Here is a 19,918-nt window from a genome sequence, read left to right on the forward strand (position 1 = left end):
ACCGTCCTGGGCAAGCCAGGTTCTGGGGGCCTGGTTACTGTGGTTGACCGCACAAGCCGCTTGCTGCTGGCGGCAAAGATCGAAGACAAGACTGCGTCTGCTGTTCAAGCTGCCCTGATCCGTCTGCTCAAGGGGATGGAGTGCCGTAGCCTGACGACAGACAACGGAAAGGAGTTTGCTCGACATAAGGAGATAGCCACAGCCCTGGGGGCTCCTGTCTACTTTGCCCATCCCCATAGCCCCTGGGAACGGGGTACAAATGAAAACACAAACGGACTCATTCGCGAATATTTGCCCAAGGGGCTCGATTTTCGAGAGGTGCGGAACGATGTTGTTCTACGGATTGTAGAACGGCTGAACAACCGTCCCAGAAAGTGTCTCGGCTTTCGTACCCCGAATGAGGCTTTTTTCAATTTGCCTGTTGCGTTTAGATTGACAATCTAGCAGGGAAAATACTTCTCATAGCTATAAGCTACCTGAACCCCCGGCCGAGCCGGGGGTTTTCAAAACACAACGAAAAGGGCGTTTTCCTCGTAACAAGGAAAAACGCCCTTTTCTCTAATCTTTTCATCGACCGCTTAATTTTCGGTCGAGGATATCCTTGGTGGAGCTAAGGGGATTCGAACCCCTGACCTCTTGAATGCCATTCAAGCGCTCTCCCAGCTGAGCTATAGCCCCACGGCAAAACAGGAGAAATTATAGGGACAACAGAGGTTTTTGTCAAGAACAAATTCCACCCACGGATGGCCTTTCGGGGCAGAATGTACTATTGCAGCAGCCAAGCGATCTGGTTCCCACACCAGATGCCTTAAGACGCCTCACTCCGCCCTCATCCCCTTCGCAGATAACGGATACAACGGCAGCTTTTCGTTGCGCCTCGCCCCATTTCGGCTCTTCATCGGAGAGCGTGACAAACCGCAGCGAGCCCCTCAACCTTTTCTTCGGTTGTGCCGGCTGCTTGTCACCAACTTCGCAGATCTTAGGAACGTCGCTGAACTCGGGGCTATCGTTGGTGGACATCAAAAGCCAGCTATCAGCCTAAACACAAAGCCTGCACATAGTTCAGAAATGAAATTAGGTATAATACAGGCGGGGTTTCACTGTCTTCCCCCAAAAAGCCGAGGGAGAGATGACTGGAATGGGAGAGCCTTTTCGCGTATCCGATCTCTTGGATACCTTGATACGACTTGAGGAAAGGGGCAGCGCCTTCTACGAGGACCTGGCCGCGAGGACAAAATCGGAACGGGCGCGGGCGCTCTTCGAAGAACTCAGCAGAGAGGAACGAGAGCACGAAGCCCTGTATTCCGCCCTCAAAAAGGAGTTCGGCGATGGCGCTCCTCCGGATTCGGACCGTATCCGTCACCTGGACACACTGATTCGCCAGAGCTTTGCCTTCGAGGAGTTCAGGCCCATCCTCAAGGACTCCGACAAGGCATGGGAACAGGCCATCGATTTCGCCATACAGCTCGAAAAGAACACCGCGGCCTACGTCCGGGAGATCCGCAGCATCCTCCGGACCGAGGCCCCGGAGGTCTTCGAGGCCATTCTGGCCGAGGAGGAACGGCATCTCAGAATGCTGGCGGACTACAAAAACGAGGCTGGATTCTGAAAAGGGAGAGCCCGACGGACCGAAGCCCGGGGCTCTCCCCAACTCTATCCAGGACCATCCGGCCGGAGCTCTCGCCCTCCATCGCCAATCGAGCGGTCAGCGGCGCAGGACCTTGGACAGAAAATCTGCGGTACGCGGCTCCCGCGGCCGGTCGAAGACCTCCTCCGGCGTCCCCTCCTCGGCGATGCTTCCCCGGTCCATGAAGAACACACGGTCGGCAAACTCCCGGGCAAACCCCATCTCGTGCGTGACCAACAGCATCGTCATGCCGTCCCCGGCGAGCTCCTTCATCACCGCGAGCACCTCGCCGATCATCTCGGGATCGAGCGCGGAGGTCGGCTCGTCGAAAAGCAGCACCTCCGGACTCATCGCGAGGGCCCGGGCGATGGCGACCCGTTGCTTCTGTCCTCCGGAAAGCCTTTCAGGCCATTCGTCCACCTTGTCCTCCAGCCCCACGCGCCGCAGCAGTTTCTCCGCCAGGGCGTCCGCCTCCTTGGGACCGCACAACCCCAACGAGACCGGAGCCAGCGTGATGTTGCGCCTAACGCTCAGGTGAGGAAAGAGGTTGAAGTGCTGAAAGACCATGCCCATGTGCCGACGGACCCGGTCGATATTGCAGCCGGGAGCGGTGATATCCTCTCCCCGAAAGAGAATGGTGCCGGAGCTCGGCTCCTCCATCCGGTTCAGGCAGCGCAGAAAGGTGCTCTTGCCCGAGCCCGAGGGACCGATGATCGCCAATTTCTCCCCTCTCTCGATCGTGGTTTCGATGCCGTTCAGGACGGATACCCCGCCGAACTCCTTGCTCAGGCCGCGAACCTCGATCAGAGGCCTGCCGCCCCCAGCCGCACGCTCCCCCATCCTCAGGACCTCCGGCTGCGATGCAGCCACTTTTCCAGCCTGCGGACCAGCTCCGTCAGAACCAGCACCATCGCCAGATAGATCAGGGCCACCATCACCAATGGCTGGGAATGCTCCAGCGTCAGCGCTTGGATGTTCTGTCCGGCGCGCGTCAGATCGTCGATGCCGATATAGCCGGCCACCGAGGTCTCCTTCAGCAACGTGATGAACTCGTTGAACAGCATGGGCACGACGTTCCGGAACGCCTGGGGCAGGACGATGCGCAGCATCGTGACCCGATAGGACAGCCCAAGGGAACGTCCGGCCTCCATCTGCCCGGGATCGACGGCCTCGATCCCGCCGCGGAAGATCTCCGCGACGTAGGCCCCGGAGTTCAGGCCGAAAGCCAGGATGGCTATGTGGAGGGTGTTGACGTCGCGTGCCGTGGCGAATATGGAGAAGTTCCAGATCAGAAGCTGCACCATCACCGGCGTCCCACGCAGAACGGTGATGTAGAGGTTGGCGAGGGCGTTCAGAAGGCCGATCCGCGCCCCCCCTCGATAGGCTACTCGGATCACGCTGATGACCAGACCGAGAACGAGACCGATCAGGGTGGCAAACAGCGTCATGCTCAGGGTGGCCTTCAAGCCGTCGAGCAACATCCTGTAGCGCCCGTCCAGGATGAAATTCTGATGGAACTTCTCCCCGAAATCCCTCCAGGCACCGGGAGAGAAGAAACCGCTGTGGATCAGGATCGCGACGAGGAGCACCCCGCAAACGAGAAGGCTGGCGTCACCCCGTCCGGGCCGGCTCCATCCACGGGACACCCCCCTGTCGCCGAAGTCGAGGGGGGAGGGGGACGTCATCGGAACGCGCCCCCCTCCCCCAGATTCCATTCCGTCATTTTCCCGCGGGGGCCTCGTAGTCGTCCGCCCGGACCACGGCCACCTGCCTGGCTCCCTCGACATAGTTGGCCGAGAAATCCATGTTCTTCTTCCGATCCTCGGTGACGGTGATCCCGGCGCAGATCATGTCGACCTTGCCGGAGGACACGGCCATGGGGAGCGCGTCGAAGTTCATGTTCTCGATCACCAATTCCTTGTCCAGACGCTTGGCGATCCCTGCCGCCATCTCGATGTCGATGCCGATGTAACCGCTGCCCACCTTGAGCTCGTAGGGAGCGAAGCCGGCCTCCGTCCCCATGATCAATTTGCCGCCTCTGGCGCCCTTGTTCAGGTCGATGTCCTCCGGTTTGACGGAAAAATCGCCGTTGTACTTGTCGATGATGGCCGCCAGGGTTCCGTCCGCCTTCATCGCGGCAAGGGCTTCATCGACCCGCTCACGAAGTTCCGTGTTCCCCTTCCTGAAGCCGATCGCGTAGCTCTCCTCGGAGAGCGACTCATGCATCAGGGCCAGGTTTTCCACACTTCGCAGGAATCTTTGGGCCGGGGCCTCGTCCATGATCACCGCCCGAACCTTCCCCTGACGCAGTGCCGCAATTGCGTCCACGTACTTCTCATAGGTGGTCAGCAGCGCCTTGCTGTCCTCGCCCAGCAGGTCCTCGGCCAGAAAATGACCGATCGTACCGCGCTGCGCCGCCAGCTTCTGATCCTTCAGCTGATCGATGCCCGTCAACTTTTCCGCACCCTGGGAAGCGCCGGCCAAAAGCACCAGCACCGCCCACAAGGTGAACACGGCAAAACCTCCAAAAGCCCTCCCCGATTTTCTCATGGCAACCACCCTTCCCTGCATCGGTATCGGTCCCGAAACCAGGCGACAAGATCCTCACGCAACCCCGTCGCGCTTATGAGTTTGCATTATAGCATCCAAAAGGGATAAAATATACCAAAATAAACTTTTCGCTCCCCATGCAACATCGATACACTCTCACGACATCCCGTCACGGCCTTTTTCGGCGGCGGCCTCCGGCTCTCGGACTCGGCATGCGGCCCCTTCCCGTTTCCTCCGGCGCCCCGCCGCGGGACTCCGCAATCAGGTCGCGCAACGTCGCGGCGCGTTCGAAATCCAGCCGCTCGACGGCCTCCCACATCGCGCGCTCCAGCTCCGCCACCGACAGTTTCGGGGCCTCGTCGGGCTTTCGGTCCCCCCGTCCGGGGCCGTCCAGCGAGTAGGCCTCCAGCAGCTCCTGCGGGAGAAGGCTCTTGACCTCCTTCTCGATGTTGCGCGGGACGATGCCGTGCTTCTCGTTGAAATCCATCTGCTTCCGGCGGCGTCGTTCCGTCTCCTCCACGGCCCTGCGGATGCTCTCCGTCTCCGCATCGGCATAGAGGTAGACCGTGCTGTCCACGTTTCGGGCCGCGCGCCCCATGATCTGGATCAGGGACCGGTAGGACCGCAGATACCCCTCGCGGTCCGCATCGAGGATCGCGACCATCGTCACCTCGGGCAGGTCCATGCCCTCGCGCAGCAGATTGATGCCCACCAGCACCTGGACGTCCCCTTTGCGCAGATCGCGGATCAGCTCCGCGCGCTCGAAGGTGTTCAGCTCCGAGTGAATGTAGCGCACCTTGAACTTGAGTTCCCTCAGGTAGTCGGCCAAGTCCTCGGACGAGCGCTTCGTCAGGGTCAGCACCAGTGCGCGCTCTCCCTTTTCCGCCACCGTGCGCAGGCGCTCGATCAGGTCGTCGATCTGCCCCTTGGCGGGCAGAACCACCACCTCCGGGTCCGGAATGCCGGTGGGGCGGATCACCTGTTCCACGACCTGCGTGGAGTGCTCCAGCTCATAATCGCCCGGCGTGGCGGAGACGAAGACCGCCGTATGCAGGTGTCCCTCGAACTCGTGCCACTCCAGCGGACGGTTGTCCAGGCAGGAGGGCAGACGGAACCCGTTGTCCACCAAGACCGTCTTGCGGGCGCGGTCGCCGTTGTACATGCCCCGCACCTGGGGCAGCGTGATGTGGGATTCGTCCACGATCATCAGAAAATCCCGGGGGAAGAAGTCGACCAGCGTGCCGGGCGGATCGCCGATGTTCCTGCCGTCGAGGTAGACGGAGTAGTTCTCGATTCCCGAGCAGTACCCCACCTCGGAGAGCATCTCCAGGTCGTAGCGCGTGCGCATCCGGATGCGCTGGGCCTCCAGGAACTTGCCCTCGTTGGCGAAGCGCTCCTCCATCCGGGCCAGCTCCGCCTCGATCAAGGGCTTGGAGCGCTCGATGGCGTCCGTCTGGGTGACGTAGTGCTGGGCGGGGAAGATGGACGCCTCCGGCATCCGCTCCACCAGCTTGCCCGTCAGCGGGTTCACCAGGTCCACCCGCTCGATCTCGTCGTCGAAGAAGGTGACGCGGATGCAGTTCTCGTCGTAGGCGGGAAAGATCTCGATGGTGTCGCCCCGGACGCGGAACTTCCCGGCCTCCAGCACCGTATCGTTGCGCTCGTAGTAGTTCTCCATCAGGTGCTGCAGAAAGGCGCGGTGCTCCCAGCGGTCGCCCTCCGCGAAGGAGAAGATGGCGTTTTCGTAGTTCTCGCGCTTGCCCAGGCCATAGATGCAGGAGACGCTGGCCACGACCAGGACGTCGCGCCGCTCGATCAGAGCCTTGGTCGCGGCCAGCCGAAGCCGTTCGATGCGTTCGTTGACGGAGGCATCCTTCTCGATGTAGGTGTCGCTGGACGGGATATAGGCCTCCGGCTGATAGTAGTCGTAGTAGCTGACGAAGTAGTGGACGGCGTTTTCCGGGAAGAACATCTTGAACTCGCTGTAGAGCTGGGCCGCGAGCGTCTTGTTGTGCGCCAGAACCAGGGTGGGCCGGTTGACCGCCGCCACGACGTTGGCCATGGTGAAGGTCTTGCCGCTCCCCGTGACGCCCATCAGCGTCTGGAAGCGGTCCCCGCGGTTCAGCCCCTTCGTCAGGGCTTCGACGGCCTCCGGCTGGTCGCCCGATGCGGGCCAGTCCGAGTGCAGGACGAAATCTTTACGGATCAATGTCATGGCCTCCCAATCGAGACGAATTTCAGTTGAGACGAAGAGGGCGGGGGCCAGAATGATGCCGGCCCTCGCCCTTCATTTTAAAGCATCGACGTCCGCGCTCGCGAATCAGCCCACAAGGCCGTCCTTGGGCAGACCGTCGGTCCGGTTCTCCGGCAGAGGGGGCACCTCTCCCTCGGCGACCGCCGTCTCGGCGGTTTCCTCCGTATCCCCCCTGGGCTCCTCCGCCCCGGAAACGGACTCGGAGGAAGCCTCCTCCGTCTTGGAGACCGAGCCGTTCCCGTTCCGCCGCTCCGGCTTCGGAGGCAGTTCCTCCCCGTTCATCAGAGCGTCGAACTCCTTGCCGTCCAAGACCTCCCGCTCCAACAGGACGGCGGCGATCCGGTCCAGAAGTTCCCGCTTCTCCGTCAGGATCTCCTTGGCCTTCGCGTAACAGGAGTCGATGATCGCCTTGACCTCCTGGTCGATGGCATAAGCCACCTCCTCGCTGTAGTCCCGATCCTCGGAGATGTCGCGTCCCAGGAAGATCTCCTCGTGCTTCCGCCCCAGCTTGACCAGCCCCAGCCGCTCGCTCATGCCGAGCTCCGTCACCATCTGGCGCGCCGTCCGGGTGGAGCGGTCCAGGTCGTTGGCCGCTCCGCTGGTGACGTCGCCGAAGACCAGCTCCTCCGCGACGCGGCCGCTGAGCAGGATACTGATGCGGTTCAGCAGGTCCGAGCGGGACGTGAGGAAGCGGTCCTCCTCCGGCAGCTGGAGCGTATAGCCCAGCGCGGCGTGCCCGCGCGGGATGATCGAGATCTTGTGCACGGGGTCGCTCTCCGGCAGCATCTTGGCGACGATCGCATGCCCCACCTCGTGGTAGGCGATGATCTTCTTCTCCTTATCGCTGATCAGGCGGCTGCGCCGCTCGGGGCCGGCCATCACGCGCTCGATCCCCTCCTCGAACTCCTCCATGCCGATCTTCTCCCTGTCGTGCCGGGCGGACAGCAAAGCCGCCTCGTTGACGAGGTTCTCGAGGTCCGCGCCGACGAAACCCGGCGTCCTCCGGGCCAACACCCCCAGATCGACGTCGTCGTCCAGCTTCTTGTTCCGAACATGCACCTTCAGGATCGCCTCGCGGCCGTTGACGTCCGGACGGTCCACCACGATGTGCCGGTCGAAACGCCCCGGGCGCAACAGTGCCGGATCCAGAATGTCCGGCCGGTTCGTCGCGGCGATCAGAATCGTGCTGCTGTCGTCCTCGAAGCCGTCGAGCTCCACGAGAAGCTGGTTCAGGGTCTGCTCGCGCTCGTCATGACCGCCGCCGAGTCCCGCGCCCCTGTGCCGCCCCACGGCGTCCATCTCGTCGATGAAGATGATGCAGGGCTGGTACTTCTTGGCCTGGTCGAACAGGTCGCGCACACGAGCCGCCCCCACGCCGACGAACATCTCGACGAAATCCGAGCCGCTCACACTGAAGAAGGGCACGTCCGCCTCGCCCGCCGCCGCACGGGCCAGAAGCGTCTTACCGGTACCGGGAGGTCCCAGCAGCAGCACGCCGCGCGGCACCTTGGCCCCCAGCTTCGTGAACTTCGCCGGATCCTTGAGGAAGTGGATGACCTCCTGCAATTCCTCCTTCGACTCGTCGCATCCCGCGACGTCGTCGAACGTCACCTTCGGACGGTTGTCCAGAAAGAGCTTGGCCTTGCTCTTGGCAAAGGACATCACCTTCCCGCCGCCGCCCTGCATGTTGTAGAGGAAGAAGATCCAGACGCCGATCAGCAGGAGGGTCGGGAACAGGGAGGAGAGCATCGTAACCCACCAGGAGGTCTTCTGGGGCGCTTCGATATTGACGATTGCCCCCTTCTTGGCCGCCACCTCCGCCAGATTTCCGACCTCCACCCCGTAGGTCAGGAAACGGGTGCCGTCCTTGAACTCCCCCTTCAGGACGGCGGAGCTGGATTCGCCCGGCAACGTGTTGTTGCGGATCTGAAGGCTGCGGACCCTTCCCCCATCGAGCTCCGACAGAAAAGAGCTGTAACTGATCTCGGTGTGCTGCTTCTGGACCTGTTCCGGGGTAAGGAACATGTTGACCACGCTGACCACCAGAAGAATGAGGATCAGGTAAAGGCCCAGATTTTTTACTATTCGACCCAAAACATCGCCGCCTCTCCAACAAGCTCCCCCCCAAGGGGGCGGAAACCGAAAAAGTATCCAAAAACACTACGTCGTGCTTTACAATGCAAGCAACGCCGCCCACCGCGGAACAAACCGACGGGCACGCAACGGACGGAACGCGAACTTTATGATTTTATCATCAAGCCCCCGGAGGCTGAAACGAGAAAACACGGATATATTCGCCCCGGGAAAGCGTACGGCCCCCTCAAAACTCCACGGCCCGGATATCCGGAAGATGGCGCCACCTTCCGGCGCAGTCCAAACCATAGCCGACGACGAAGGCATCCGGCAGCGAGAAACCGCAATAATCCACATGGACGGCCACCTCGCGCCGCGCGCTCTTGTCCAGCAGCACGCAGGTCCTCAGACTGGCGGGCCTGCGCGCATGCAGGAGCTCCAGAAGGTAGGAGAGCGTCAGTCCCGTGTCGATGATGTCCTCGACGATCAGGACGTCCCTGCCCTCGATGCTGCTGCCGATGTCGCGAAGAATACGGACGACGCCGCTGCTTTTCGTCGCGTTTTCGTAGGACGAGACGGACATGAAGTCGACCCGTACGTCCAGATCCTCCGGCATCCGCCGCACGAGGTCGCTCAGAAAGAAGACGGCACCGTTCAGGATACCGACGACAAGCAATTCCTTGCCCCGCGCATCCGACGCAATCTGAGCGGCCAGCTCGGAGACGCGCCCGGCGATCTCCTCGCTCGAAAACAACACCTTGCCAATTCGATATTCCTGATTCACCTTGTCCCCAGCCTCCTCGACAACCTCGGTATTCACGATTTTCGACACAGGCCGCCCCCCTCGGGACGGGGCGCCGCCGAACGGGCCCAGGTGACCCGGCGGGCGTCGCCACAAACCGTTATTCCCCCGCCCCAGGCGAACGAGAACCGTTCTCTGCCCTCCAGCAGGCGGGCGAGCTCAAGACTCCGGACTCGGGAGAGGGCGGTCAGCCCCAGCCGTCGCGCCAGCGCGCGGATCAGAAGCACCCGGTCCGAATCCGGCAGACCGGCGAGACGGCTCCGGGCAATTCCGGCAGGAAGGCCCGATTCTTCCACCCCCGCGGCCGCAAGCAGCTCCGTCCCGCGCCGTTCCTCGTCCTCGCGGTACGCGCGCATCTCCTCGGCGAAGGCCGCCAGATGCTCGACGGCCCGTTCGTTGACCCGCTCCTCCACGAGAGGCAGAAGGCTGTGGCGCAGAAAGTTCCGCGTGTGCCTCAGATCCTCGTTCGAGCGATCCTCCCTCCAGCAGAACCCTCGACAACGCAAAATGTCCCTGAGGAACTCCCTCCCCAGGGACAGGAGCGGACGAAAAAAAATGCCTCGCCGCTCGGGCATTCCCACACTGCCGCGCACTCCGGTGCCGCGCAGAAGGTTGAAGAGCACGGTCTCGGCAACGTCCTCGCGGTTGTGTCCCAGCGCAACCCCGCAGGCGCCGCATTCTTCGGCCAGGTCGGACAGGGCCTCGTAACGCATCCGCCGCGCGGCGGACTCCAGCGACTCCCCCCTTCGGGCGCCGCCGGGCACGTCGACCCGGGCCTCCCGAAATTCCACCCCCCAGCCGAGGGCGGCCTGACGGACAAAGCGCGCATCCTCGTCGGACTCCGCCCCTCGGATGCCGTGATTCACATGAGCGGCCACGACGGGCCCCGCATAGAAGGTCCTGAGGAGCCAGAGCAGCGCCATGGAATCCCCCCCCCCGGATACCGCCGCCAGAACCGGCCCGGAGGGAGGCAGCCAGCCCTGACGCCTCCCGACGCGTTCCAGGCGCTTCGCCAGGGAGTGCAGGGAGAGCGGGTAAGGGATATCCCGGCCCCGCTCCCGTTCTCGCTCAAAGGGCGTCAGGCGTCCCCACGCCGAACGATAGAGCGAGTCGCGATCCTCCCTCCGATCCGCCATCGGCCCTCAGTCCACGGTCTCCGTCTCGTCTTCGAGGGGAGCGGCCTCCGGGGCGTCCTCCGCCGCAGGAACGGCGATGTCCCCGCTCGCAAGTTCCTCCGTGCCGTACAGCATACGATAGACCGCCAGATTGCCGGACACCTTCTGGACGTAGTCGCAGGTCTCGTTGAAACGGACCTCCTCGATCCAGCGATCGGGGGACATCTTGTCCCTGCCGTCCTTCAGCCACTTTCGCGCGTTGCCGGACCCCGCATTGTAGGCGGCCATGACCCAATCCTTACGGGCGAAGGACTTGCTCAGCCAGGCCAGGTGCGAGGTCCCCATCGCGATGTTGTCCGCAATGTCGTAGATATTGTATTGCTTCAACCCCATGCGCTTGGCCTCGCCCTTGGCCGTCCCCGGCATGAGCTGCATCAGCCCCGACGCCCCGGCCCAGCTCGTGGCCCTGGGTTTGAAGGCGCTCTCCTGCCGCATGACGGCCCAGACGAAATGGTTCTCGACCCCATAGGTCCCGCAGGCCTTCTCCACCTGGGTTCGGAAGGGGCGGGGATAAAGCGCCTCCAGATCGGAACGGTAAAGGGTCGTTCCCGAGGTCATCAGGCCGGTCATTCGGCGTGCCTGTTCGTAGGCCTCCTCCAGCCCCAGCCAGCGAGCCAATTTCAAGGAACGATAGAGATCCCGCGCCGAGGTCCCGGGGGCCTGGAGCCTCAACCGCGCGTAGAGGACGAACCCCCAAAGCTCCAAATCCCGGGGCTTGGAAGCCAATGCGGGATTCTCCCCGTCCAGAATTTTGATCGTCCCGGGACGGCCCATGAAGGTGTAGATGGAGAGAGGATGGTTGCGGGCCAGGGCGTCCAGGGTCTTTTCGGCCTCGGCCGCCTTGCCTGCGGCCCGCTCCGCATGGGCGATCCAATAGAGAATCCGGGCCTTCCGCGAGGCATCGGAGCCGGGCGCATAAGCCTGTCTCCAGAGACGGACGGCCTCGCTGGGGTTTTTGGCGTTCAGGCTCGCCCAGCCCCGGCGCCAGAGCACCTCGAAGGCGTAGGCCGTGTCCGGGTACCCCCGAAGCAGCCGGTCCTCCAGCTTCCCCTTTTGGTCCTCGTCCACAAGGCCGCTGAGCACCAGCAGAGCACGGGCCTGAGGCTTGCCCTTGCGCGCCTTGACGATACGCTCCAGCACAGGGACGGCATCCTTCTTGTCGTCCCGCGCGAGGATTCCGATGCGCCGCACGGACGACTCCGCGTAGGCGTTGCCGGCCTCGGCCAGGGACCCCCACAAGGCCAGCGCCTCCGCCCTGCGTTTCAGCCGATGCAAGGACCAGGCACGGTAATACGCGGCCCTCCGGCCCTCCGCAGAGGCGATCGGGACGGACGCCAGCCGTTCGACCGCCGTCTTGTCGTCCTTCTTCAGATGGGCATAGACCCCGAGGGCAACCCGGACCGACTGAGGCCAAGGCTTCTTATGCAGGGACAGGACCTCGGCAGCCGCCTTGTTGCCCGCCTGAAGCTTCAGGAGGCTCAGGGCCTGCGCGGTCCGATCCCCCGGCAGGCGGACAAGCCGCGAGAGAACATAAATTCGGCGCTCCTTCGTATCCGCGGCCTGGAGCATCCGCTCCAGGGCCACCTGCACCGCTCGGGGCTCTCCGTCCTTCCGGAGACGATACTGAGCCGAGGCGATGTAGTATCTCAGGTCCTTCGGCGCGGACCTCCAAAGCCGCTCGGAGAGGGCAAGGGCCTCCTCCGTCCGCCCCGTCCTCTCGTACCCCAGAAGCAGCGTCATATCCGCATAGGGCCGAACCGACTGGGGGAAGGAGGCGCCGTGAGCCTCCAGAACGGCGACCGCTTCGGTCCACTTGCCGCGCAGGCGCAGAGCGTTCGCCATCAGGGCATGCTCCCGGGGCGAGGCATCCCGCTTCGAGGCATAGGCCTTGTCCATGGCAGCCCAGGCGCGCCGCCAGAAGAGATCGTACATCGGGGTGTCCGCCGCCTCGACCCCATGGACCCCACAAAGCAACGCCAGCAGCGCCGCACAGGCGAGCCGGCAGACCTTCGTCTCAAAGAATTTTTTCAGCACTGGCATCTCCTTAACGGTATACGATTCGTCCCCTCCCCCGGTACTCCGCCGAAAGGAGGAAACCGGTCAATGAAACGACGGCAAATACAGGACCTGCCGGACCCAGTCGGGCCAATCGGGAGCGCGTCCCTCCCCCTCGAAGAGGGCAAAGGCGGCCCCGCCGCTGCCCGTTATCCCCCAAGCCATGCAGCCCAGCCGCTCGAAGCGGTCGAAGAGCCGACGGTAATCGGGGAAACGCTCCAGGAGGGGCGGCGCAAAATCGTTGGGGAGGAGCCCCACGCGCTCCCCCCTCCCCAGCGCCTCATGAAGCCGCATCGCCTCCGCGCGGGCATCGGGCTCGGACAGCGGATAGCCATCGGGATGCCGAAGATCCAGGTCGCCGTAGGCATTTTTCGTCCCCACGCTCCAGTCGGGAAACACCACCCACCCCCGGAGGGGAAGGGGGACGACGGGCTCGATCCGATCCCCGATCCCCGCCACCAGGGCTGCGGAACAGCCCGAGAAGAGAAAGGGCACGTCCGCCCCGGTACGGCGCACGACCTCCGCCCATCGTCCTTCCCCCCCATCGGCCGCAAGCCATCTCAGGAGCGCCGCCGCATTGCCGCTTCCCGCCCCCAGCCCGGCCCCCGGATAAAGGCTCTTGACGAGCTCCACGTCCAGGCAGGGGACGGAAAGACCGGCGCTCCGCGCCAGTCGAAGAGCCTTGAAGACGATGTTCTCGCCCTCGAGCGCCATCCCCTCCACCCGAACCCGATCCTCGCCCACGGGGTCGGGCAGGACGGATACGCGGAGCACCTCGCCCGAGGGAATCCGGAGGAACAGCGAGACGAGATTGTGATAGCCGTCCTCCCGCCGTCCGGTCACCCGAAGGGACAGGTTCATTTTCGCATAGGCGGGCAGAATAACGCGCATGGCACTCACTCCTCGGTTTCGGAAAGGCCGACCGGGGCGCATAAAAAATACCCCCGACCAGCCGGGGGTATTGTACCTAAACGCGACTCACAATTTCAAGTTCGACCTCTCGGGTCAGTATCTCCGCGTAGCTGAAGGAGACGGTGCTCGCCCTCGATTCATCGTACAAGGTGAAGAGCTTGGGGTAGACATCCAAGAGAATTCCCTCCGTCTCCTCGGTCCGGTTCCTCCCCTTGGACGTGCGACAGCGGACCAGCTGTCCCTTATAGGAAAAGATTTCAGCTTTGATGGACGTGAGCGTTCTCGGCACGAAACATCACTTCCTCGACCTCGACTTCTTTTAAGTATAACACAAAGAGGAGAAAGAGGAAAAAAGTACGATCATCCGAGCCGCACGTCAAGGACGCGACGGGCCTTACGGGGCACCCGAAGCCTCGTGCATCTCAAGCCCCTCCGCAGTCCCCGCAGGGCGGATCTCGAGTTCAGCTCCCCTGGGCCGGGACGTGATCCGGCAACGGATGGCCGCGCAGAATCACCGGCGTATGGATGACCATTCCCCTCGGCATGACATACCGGTTTTCCCCCTCCCGATCCAGCAGGACGGGATAACCGTCGCGCGTCACGGTTCCCAGCGCCTCGGGATTGCGGCGGGGACGAACGTCCATCGTAAAGCCGTCCCCGCAATCGGGAACGGTGATGACCGCGGGGGCGGCCGAAACCGGAGGATGGGCGGCAAACGCAGCTCCCGCCAGGGCGAGCGCACCGACGAGGGCGAGACGGAGCCGAGCCGAGCCGCTCATCGGGACGGGACCACCTCTCCCATCCAGTAATACCCCCACTCGGTGGCCTGCTGGGCCAGCACTGGCATGTCGGCCTCGTACCAGACGAACCGATTGCGTTTGACCATGCGGGACATCTCATAGAGCTGCCCCTTGAGGGCATCCACCGGGCGCTGAGACTCCCGGGGGGTTATCTGAAACCAGCTGCGCCCCGTCCAGACGTAAATCGCCTTCGGAAAGTTGCCCTTCCAGGCGACGGGAACGGCGGGGTTGTGCAGGACTCCCATGCGATCGACGCTGCTCTTCCAGTTTCCGATGGCCATGAAGCGGGGGTTGAAGCTCCAGTCCGGCACCCAGGTGGAGTGCGTCCCGCCCCCCGCGGAACGGGACGGCGGCAGCGAGGGCTGACGGACGACCGAGGCATTCGGCGGAGGGACCTTCACGAACGACGAGATCTGGGCCGGCCGAACCCATGGGGTGATCCCCGCCATGGAGGGGACCACCGATCCGACGATGTAGTTGGTCGGGTTCAGATTGGGTCCTGCGGATGTACCGTACACCCAGACGCCGTCCCGGTTCTTCGTCACCGGATAACCGTCGAAGGTCACGTACCAGTTCTTGGGCATGTTGTAGGGACGGTACACGTAAAACTGCATCCCCGCATAGGAGGGCTGAGCGACCAACAGGGGCTCGGCCACGTAGACCTTGCCCTCCGACACGGCCGGGCGGGCCAGGGCGGCAAGGGCCAGACAGAGGATAAAGCCGGAACGCCGAAAGAATACGGGCAACACGATCACTCCCAGTTACAGCTAGAACATGCCGCCGGGACCGGAACGCAGCGCCGCCCCGGCAGCTCCCTCGATCTTCGCCCCCTCATCGGGCGGGGACGATCTGTCCCATCCATCGGTAGCCCCAGAGCGCTGCGTGCTGGGCCAGGACGTTCATGTCCTGATCGGTCCAGACCAGGTTGTTCCTGTTGGACATACAGGTCAGCTCGTACAATTTGCCGCGCAGCACGTCCACGGGGGACTCCCATTCGTCAAGGTCGATCTGGTACCAGCTTCTCCCCGTCCAGGCATAGATCACGTCGGGACGGCGCCCCTTCCAGGCGACGGGAACCGCGGGCTTGCTCAGCACCCCGATACGGTCCACGCTCCTCCCCCATCCCCCGATCGCCACGAAATTGGGATTGCGCACCCAGCAGGGCACATAAACGGGCGTCATGACGGCAACGGGAGCGACCGGGACCACAGGCGCGACGGCCGCGACCGGAGCGACGGCCGTCCTGACGACCGGAACCGGCGAGACGACGGGAGCACAGACGGGAGCGGGAACCCAGGGGACCAACCCCGCAACGGAGGGAACGACCGACCCCACGATGTAGGCGGTCGGGACGATCGACGTTCCGACGCAGGAACCGTAGACCCAAATGCCGTCGGCATTCCTGAATACGGGATACCCGTCGTAGGTCGCGTACCATCCGGAGGGGATGTTATAGGGACGATAAACGTAGAACTGCATCCCCGCATAAGCGGGCTGGGTGATCAGAATGGGATCCGGGGAGCTCACCCACACCTGCGCCGCAACGGCACAGGTGGCAACCGCCAACACCATGGCCAGCGCCCAAAATGCCTTGAGCACCAAACGTCCGACTCTCATCTCTCATCGCTCCTTCTCTGAGATAGACCTCCAAACAGCTCCTCGGGCCCCTCGCCCTGCCTGAGGAGAAAGCCCCTGCGAAATCCTTTTCGCCCGGGACTTCCCCCAAACCCATGTTTTCAATGCTTTCAATGCGTCTCCGACGGCGACGGAGGAAGGTGGACGGGCTGGTCCCCCGAGACGGCGCCCCCCTCTATCGAGGCCCCGTCGTTTCCGGGCAGAGGGGGCCGATAAACCGGCCCCTCTGCCGCCGAAGCCGGGGACGGGGGGACGCTCGGCGCTCCGGTCCCCGCACCGGGCATCGGCGGCTGATAGACGGGGGAGGCGCCCGGCCGAACGTCGCGGGGTTCGGCCGGGGCCGCCAAAGGCGCCGCGTGGACGGAGACCTCCCCCACCGAAGGCGATACGGCCTCGGGGGACAGGGCGACACCGATCGGCGGAGGCGCAGCCAGGGGAAGAACCCGAGACTCCGGAGGAGTGTAGACGGGATCGCCGCCCTCCATCATGCGCTCCCGGCCGGGCGGAACGTAGACCGACGGCTGCCAGGCATCCCCACCGAAAGATGCGGCACCGGGCTCCGGAGGAACGTAGAGCGGCACCTTGGGCAGCTCCGGATCGATCGGAGGCCGAACCGGCCGACGCCGCGCCTGAGGCGCATCGGGAGGGATGATGGCGATGCCGTGGTCATTCGTGGGGACGGGATAGATGCGGGCCGGCCGCCGGGGATCCCACAGGGGAACCCGATCCCCGTCCCCGGGATAGGCGACCACCCGGGAAAACGGCTCGAAGCCGGGGTCGAGCGCCATCGCCTTTCTGTAAAAGAATTGGGCCTGCTCGAACTGGGCGGTCTTCTCGTGGTACATCCCATACCAGTACCAGGCCTCCGGATTGCGCCGCTCCTCCTGAACTCCCTTCTGAAGCCAGGGACGCGCCGCCTCGTAGCGCTCCTGCCGCATGAGGGCGATGCCCTGCTGCAGGGAGGAGAGACGGGGGTGCGGGGCCGCCTTCTTCTTGTTGGCCGCCGGTGCCGGTCTGGGCTTCTTTCTCGCTTTTTTCGGCTTGGGGGCCGGTTTTTTGATCGGAGCCCTGCGCACCGATTTTTTCAAGGGTGGGGGCGGGACGTCCGCCGAGACGTTTCCGTTGGCAAAAATCGGCGCGCAGTCAAGCGCCACGAGGCACACAAAGAGGCACAAGAGGACGCCCCAAAACCTCGGTCTCCTCACACACCGCATTTCAGCGCTGCTTTCCCGCCGTCTCTCGACCGTCATGACGTTCAGCTCCTCGGCCCCGTGACCTTGATGACGATGTCCTTCAACTGTATGGGCTCCTTCCGGTTGTCCTTCACGACGCGAACGACGGAGTTCCGCTCCTGAACGGAGATCACCTTCACCTTGCCGATCACGTTCCGGAGCACCACGACGGGGTTCTCCGGGTCGACGGTGACGTAGGTATCGCCCCGGACGACCTCCAGGACATCCCCCACACGCAATGCGTCCTGGCGCCCGATCGAGATGATGAACTCCCGCTTGCGGCGCTTCGACCTGGCGGTGGGGGACAGGATCCGCCCCACCGTCGTGAAGGACGGGGAGAAGGTATCCCTCCCCTCGGCCGCCGCCGTCGGGTCGTTGCGCCTGAGGGCATTGGCAACCTGCCCCATGGCCTGAGCCTGAGCGTCCTCGATGGCCTTCTTGAGGGCGTGCCACTGCGAGGAGGTCCGGAACTGCTCCCACGTCGGGCGGCTCATCCGCTGTCCCCGATCCTTGCCCCCGGTCAACCCCAGAAGGTCGAGCCCATCCTTGAAGGGGAGCGGGAGGGAGACGAGAGCCGCGTCCAGCCAGTAGAGCTTATCTCCATCGAAGGTGAAGCGCTTGTCGGCCCCCTCGGCGACCCTCATGGCGAACTGCTGCGCGCGGACGGAGTCCATGATGCGGATCCGCAGGCTCACCCTCCCCTTCTCCAGTTTGCCCAGGACGTTGCGCTCCTCGAACACCGCGTCGAAGAGCTCCATCTGGAGCGCCATGTCCCCCGGACGGCGGGGCATGGCGAACCAGCGGTTCATGCCGGTTTCGTCCAGCACCTGAACGTCGATCAGGGGGGACCGCTTGAAGAGCACCTCCAGATAATCCGTCATCTTGCGTTCAAGGACGTCGTAAGGGTAGAACTTGCTCTCCCACACCTGCATTCCCGTGGAGTTCTCCGTGGGCAGGATCACCACGTGCAGACGCCGCGGCTCCGCCGCCATGCAGACGGAGACCAGCGAGAAGAACAGGGACAGCGCCAGACAGGATTTTAAAAGCCCCTTCTTTTTCATGGGTTTTCGGGTCACTCCCAAGTCCAAAGATGCAAAAAGCCCAAGACGCTCCGCCTCGGGGACCCCGGCGCGGGAGCGATCTGCAGAGCCTTGGATCATTTCTTCGTCTTTATTGTATCGTATCCGAGGCTTAAATCACGGGTCGATTTTCTCAAGTCCGTATTTTTTCGCCTTGTGCCAAATCGGAATTTGATGTACTCTTTCGGACGAGGGAAACAGGTACTCCAAACACCAGACAAGTACGGAAAGGGGCGTTTCTTAATGGAGAGACTGAGTATACTCAAATGTGACAAATGCGGCTGCATGGTGGAGGTGCTCAACACCGGCTGTGGAGAGATTTCCTGCTGTGGAGATGCCATGAAGCTGCTGAAGGAAAACACCACCGACGCCGCTCAGGAGAAGCACGTGCCCGTGTTCGAGGGCAGCGAGGTCAAGGTGGGGAGCGTCGCCCATCCGATGGCCGAGGAGCACTACATCGAGTGGATCGAGGTCATCTGCGGCGACAAGATCTGCCGCCGTTTCCTGAAGCCGGGCGAGGAGCCGAAGGCCGAATTTTCCGGTTCCTGCAACTGCTCCAAGACCATCGCCCGGGAATACTGCAACCTGCACGGACTTTGGAAGGGAGAGAAATAGCCCGATGATCTCTGAGAAAATGGTGGCTGCGATTAACGATCAGATCAAGGCCGAGTTCGATTCCGCCTATATCTACCTGGGCATGGCCGCGTATTTCGAGGACAGCAACCTGCCCGGCATGGCTCATTGGATGAAGAAGCAGTATCACGAGGAGCTCGAGCACGCCGAGAAGCTCATCGAGCACCTCTACGAGCGGGGAGCCCGCGTGAAGATCGCCGAGATCGCCAAGCCGAGGGAGAGCTACGACGGCCCTCTGAGCGTCTTCAAGGAGTCCCTCAAGCACGAGCAGTACGTGACGGACCGCATCCACAAGCTGATGGACCAGGCGATCCAGGAGAAGGACCACGCAACCTGTTCCATGCTCAAGTGGTTCGTCGACGAGCAGGTCGAGGAGGAGGCGAACGCCGACGCCATCGTCCACAAATTGGAGTTTGTCGGAGACTCCAACTCCAGCTTGTACCTTCTGGACAAGGAGTTGGGCGCTCGTTAGCCGTCCGTAAGAATCGCTTCAATTTGAGGGAACAGCGCTCGCTGTTCCCTCGTTTTCGTATGGGAGGCATCGGCATTGAACGAAAACGCGAACGCACAAGTGGACATCAACGCACTGTTTACCTTCGGATACGGTCTCTACATCGTGGGAACCGCATGGGAGGGACGGCTCAACGGACAGGTTGCCGACGCCGTCATGCAGCTCACGGCCGAGCCCATCTGCCTGGCAGCCTGTCTGCACAGGGACAATTACACCGCCGAGCTCCTGGCCAAGAGCAAGAAGTTCTCCGTCTCGGTGTTCAGCGAGGATGTTCCCCTCCCCTTCATCGGCAACTTCGGTTTTCGGAGCGGGCGCGAACACGACAAATACGCCAACTGCAAATACGAGATGGGGATGCTCGGGGTCCCGCTGGTGACGGACCATACGGTCGCGGTGGTGGAGGCGGAGCTCCTGGACGTCACGGACGTGCACACCCATCGCCTCTTCATCGGGACGGTCGTAAGCGCACGCCTGCTGAACGACAAGACTCCCTTGACCTACGCGAACTACCACAAGATCAAGAAGGGCAAGTCCCACGTCAACGCCCCTTCCGCGGTGTTCAACACCATCCGCTGACCCC

Annotated in this window: 20 protein-coding genes and 1 tRNA gene; 5 read left to right on the plus strand and 16 right to left on the minus strand. The window is 63.0% G+C overall.

From position 1 onward, the window contains the following. The coding region (locus EII26_RS10445; RefSeq protein ID WP_124889106.1) for an IS30 family transposase at positions 1-444 on the plus strand (444 nt) is incomplete at its 5' end. A 158-nt stretch (positions 445-602) separates the two neighbouring features. Here EII26_RS10445 and EII26_RS10450 read toward each other — a convergent pair. Next, a tRNA-Ala gene (locus EII26_RS10450) sits at positions 603-678 on the minus strand. Positions 679-1,138: 460 nt separating this feature from the next. On the opposite strand from EII26_RS10450, the gene EII26_RS10455 reads away from it, so the two are divergent. After that, positions 1,139-1,609 (plus strand): ferritin-like domain-containing protein, encoded by a 471-nt coding sequence (locus EII26_RS10455; protein ID WP_255415962.1) that lies wholly within the window; start codon positions 1,139-1,141, stop codon positions 1,607-1,609. Between the two features lie 96 nt (positions 1,610-1,705). Here EII26_RS10455 and EII26_RS10460 read toward each other — a convergent pair whose 3' ends face one another. The 15 genes from EII26_RS10460 to EII26_RS10530 all read right to left on the minus strand — a co-directional run bounded on the left by EII26_RS10460 (position 1,706) and on the right by EII26_RS10530 (position 18,176). Beyond that, a complete protein-coding gene (locus tag EII26_RS10460; RefSeq protein WP_342447312.1) occupies positions 1,706-2,497 on the minus strand; it encodes an amino acid ABC transporter ATP-binding protein in 792 nt (263 codons plus the stop codon). Then, positions 2,470-3,312, minus strand: a complete 843-nt coding sequence (locus EII26_RS10465) for an amino acid ABC transporter permease (RefSeq protein ID WP_199735180.1) — start codon at positions 3,310-3,312, stop codon at positions 2,470-2,472. Before EII26_RS10465 ends, EII26_RS10460 begins: the two co-directional genes overlap by 28 nt. A gap of 34 nt (positions 3,313-3,346) precedes the next feature. Continuing rightward, on the minus strand, positions 3,347-4,177 hold the full coding sequence (locus EII26_RS10470; RefSeq protein ID WP_158612277.1) for a transporter substrate-binding domain-containing protein: 831 nt from the start codon (positions 4,175-4,177) through the stop codon (positions 3,347-3,349). 169 nt (positions 4,178-4,346) lie between these two features. Next, positions 4,347-6,383, minus strand: a complete 2,037-nt coding sequence (gene uvrB, locus EII26_RS10475; RefSeq protein ID WP_233572713.1) for an excinuclease ABC subunit UvrB — start codon at positions 6,381-6,383, stop codon at positions 4,347-4,349. A gap of 114 nt (positions 6,384-6,497) precedes the next feature. Beyond that, positions 6,498-8,525, minus strand: coding sequence for an ATP-dependent zinc metalloprotease FtsH (gene ftsH, locus EII26_RS10480; RefSeq protein ID WP_124889110.1), 2,028 nt, complete (start codon positions 8,523-8,525; stop codon positions 6,498-6,500). 226 nt (positions 8,526-8,751) lie between these two features. After that, positions 8,752-9,336, minus strand: coding sequence for a hypoxanthine phosphoribosyltransferase (hpt, locus tag EII26_RS10485; RefSeq protein WP_446718758.1), 585 nt, complete (start codon positions 9,334-9,336; stop codon positions 8,752-8,754). Further along, positions 9,321-10,442: a tRNA lysidine(34) synthetase TilS gene (gene tilS / locus EII26_RS10490; RefSeq protein WP_124889111.1), complete on the minus strand. Its 1,122-nt coding sequence runs from the start codon at positions 10,440-10,442 to the stop codon at positions 9,321-9,323. Before tilS ends, hpt begins: the two co-directional genes overlap by 16 nt. A 6-nt stretch (positions 10,443-10,448) precedes the next feature. Continuing rightward, the gene (locus tag EII26_RS10495) at positions 10,449-12,515 is read right to left on the minus strand and encodes a lytic transglycosylase domain-containing protein (protein ID WP_158612278.1); all 2,067 of its coding nucleotides are present in this window, start codon (positions 12,513-12,515) and stop codon (positions 10,449-10,451) included. A 66-nt stretch (positions 12,516-12,581) separates the two neighbouring features. Then, positions 12,582-13,427, minus strand: coding sequence for a 4-(cytidine 5'-diphospho)-2-C-methyl-D-erythritol kinase (locus EII26_RS10500; protein ID WP_158612279.1), 846 nt, complete (start codon positions 13,425-13,427; stop codon positions 12,582-12,584). 76 nt (positions 13,428-13,503) lie between these two features. After that, entirely contained in the window at positions 13,504-13,737 is a 234-nt protein-coding gene (locus EII26_RS10505) for a Veg family protein (protein ID WP_124889114.1), read from the minus strand. Positions 13,738-13,909: 172 nt separating this feature from the next. After that, complete coding sequence (locus EII26_RS10510; RefSeq protein WP_124889115.1) at positions 13,910-14,227, minus strand: hypothetical protein; 318 nt, start codon at positions 14,225-14,227, stop codon at positions 13,910-13,912. Beyond that, the gene (locus EII26_RS10515; protein WP_124889116.1) at positions 14,224-14,994 is read right to left on the minus strand and encodes a hypothetical protein; all 771 of its coding nucleotides are present in this window, start codon (positions 14,992-14,994) and stop codon (positions 14,224-14,226) included. The genes EII26_RS10510 and EII26_RS10515 overlap by 4 nt, the downstream gene beginning before the upstream one ends. An 85-nt stretch (positions 14,995-15,079) precedes the next feature. After that, positions 15,080-15,865, minus strand: coding sequence for a hypothetical protein (locus EII26_RS13145; protein WP_158612280.1), 786 nt, complete (start codon positions 15,863-15,865; stop codon positions 15,080-15,082). 128 nt (positions 15,866-15,993) lie between these two features. Then, the gene (locus EII26_RS10525) at positions 15,994-16,971 is read right to left on the minus strand and encodes a tetratricopeptide repeat protein (RefSeq protein WP_158612281.1); all 978 of its coding nucleotides are present in this window, start codon (positions 16,969-16,971) and stop codon (positions 15,994-15,996) included. 167 nt (positions 16,972-17,138) lie between these two features. After that, positions 17,139-18,176: a FlgT C-terminal domain-containing protein gene (locus tag EII26_RS10530; protein WP_158612282.1), complete on the minus strand. Its 1,038-nt coding sequence runs from the start codon at positions 18,174-18,176 to the stop codon at positions 17,139-17,141. A 261-nt stretch (positions 18,177-18,437) separates the two neighbouring features. Here EII26_RS10530 and EII26_RS10535 point away from each other — a divergent pair, with 261 nt between their 5' ends. From EII26_RS10535 to EII26_RS10545, 3 genes are all read left to right on the plus strand, one after another. Further along, positions 18,438-18,809 (plus strand): desulfoferrodoxin, encoded by a 372-nt coding sequence (locus tag EII26_RS10535; RefSeq protein ID WP_199735182.1) that lies wholly within the window; start codon positions 18,438-18,440, stop codon positions 18,807-18,809. A gap of 4 nt (positions 18,810-18,813) precedes the next feature. Further along, positions 18,814-19,299 carry a ferritin gene (locus EII26_RS10540; RefSeq protein WP_124889121.1) on the plus strand — a complete coding sequence of 162 codons (486 nt, stop codon included), beginning with the start codon at positions 18,814-18,816 and terminating at the stop codon, positions 19,297-19,299. A 75-nt stretch (positions 19,300-19,374) separates the two neighbouring features. Continuing rightward, positions 19,375-19,914, plus strand: coding sequence for a flavin reductase family protein (locus tag EII26_RS10545; protein ID WP_124889122.1), 540 nt, complete (start codon positions 19,375-19,377; stop codon positions 19,912-19,914). Positions 19,915-19,918: the final 4 nt, after the last annotated feature.

The organism is Fretibacterium sp. OH1220_COT-178, from assembly GCF_003860125.1.
In the GTDB taxonomy this organism is placed as follows: Bacteria; Synergistota; Synergistia; order Synergistales; family Aminobacteriaceae; genus CAJPSE01.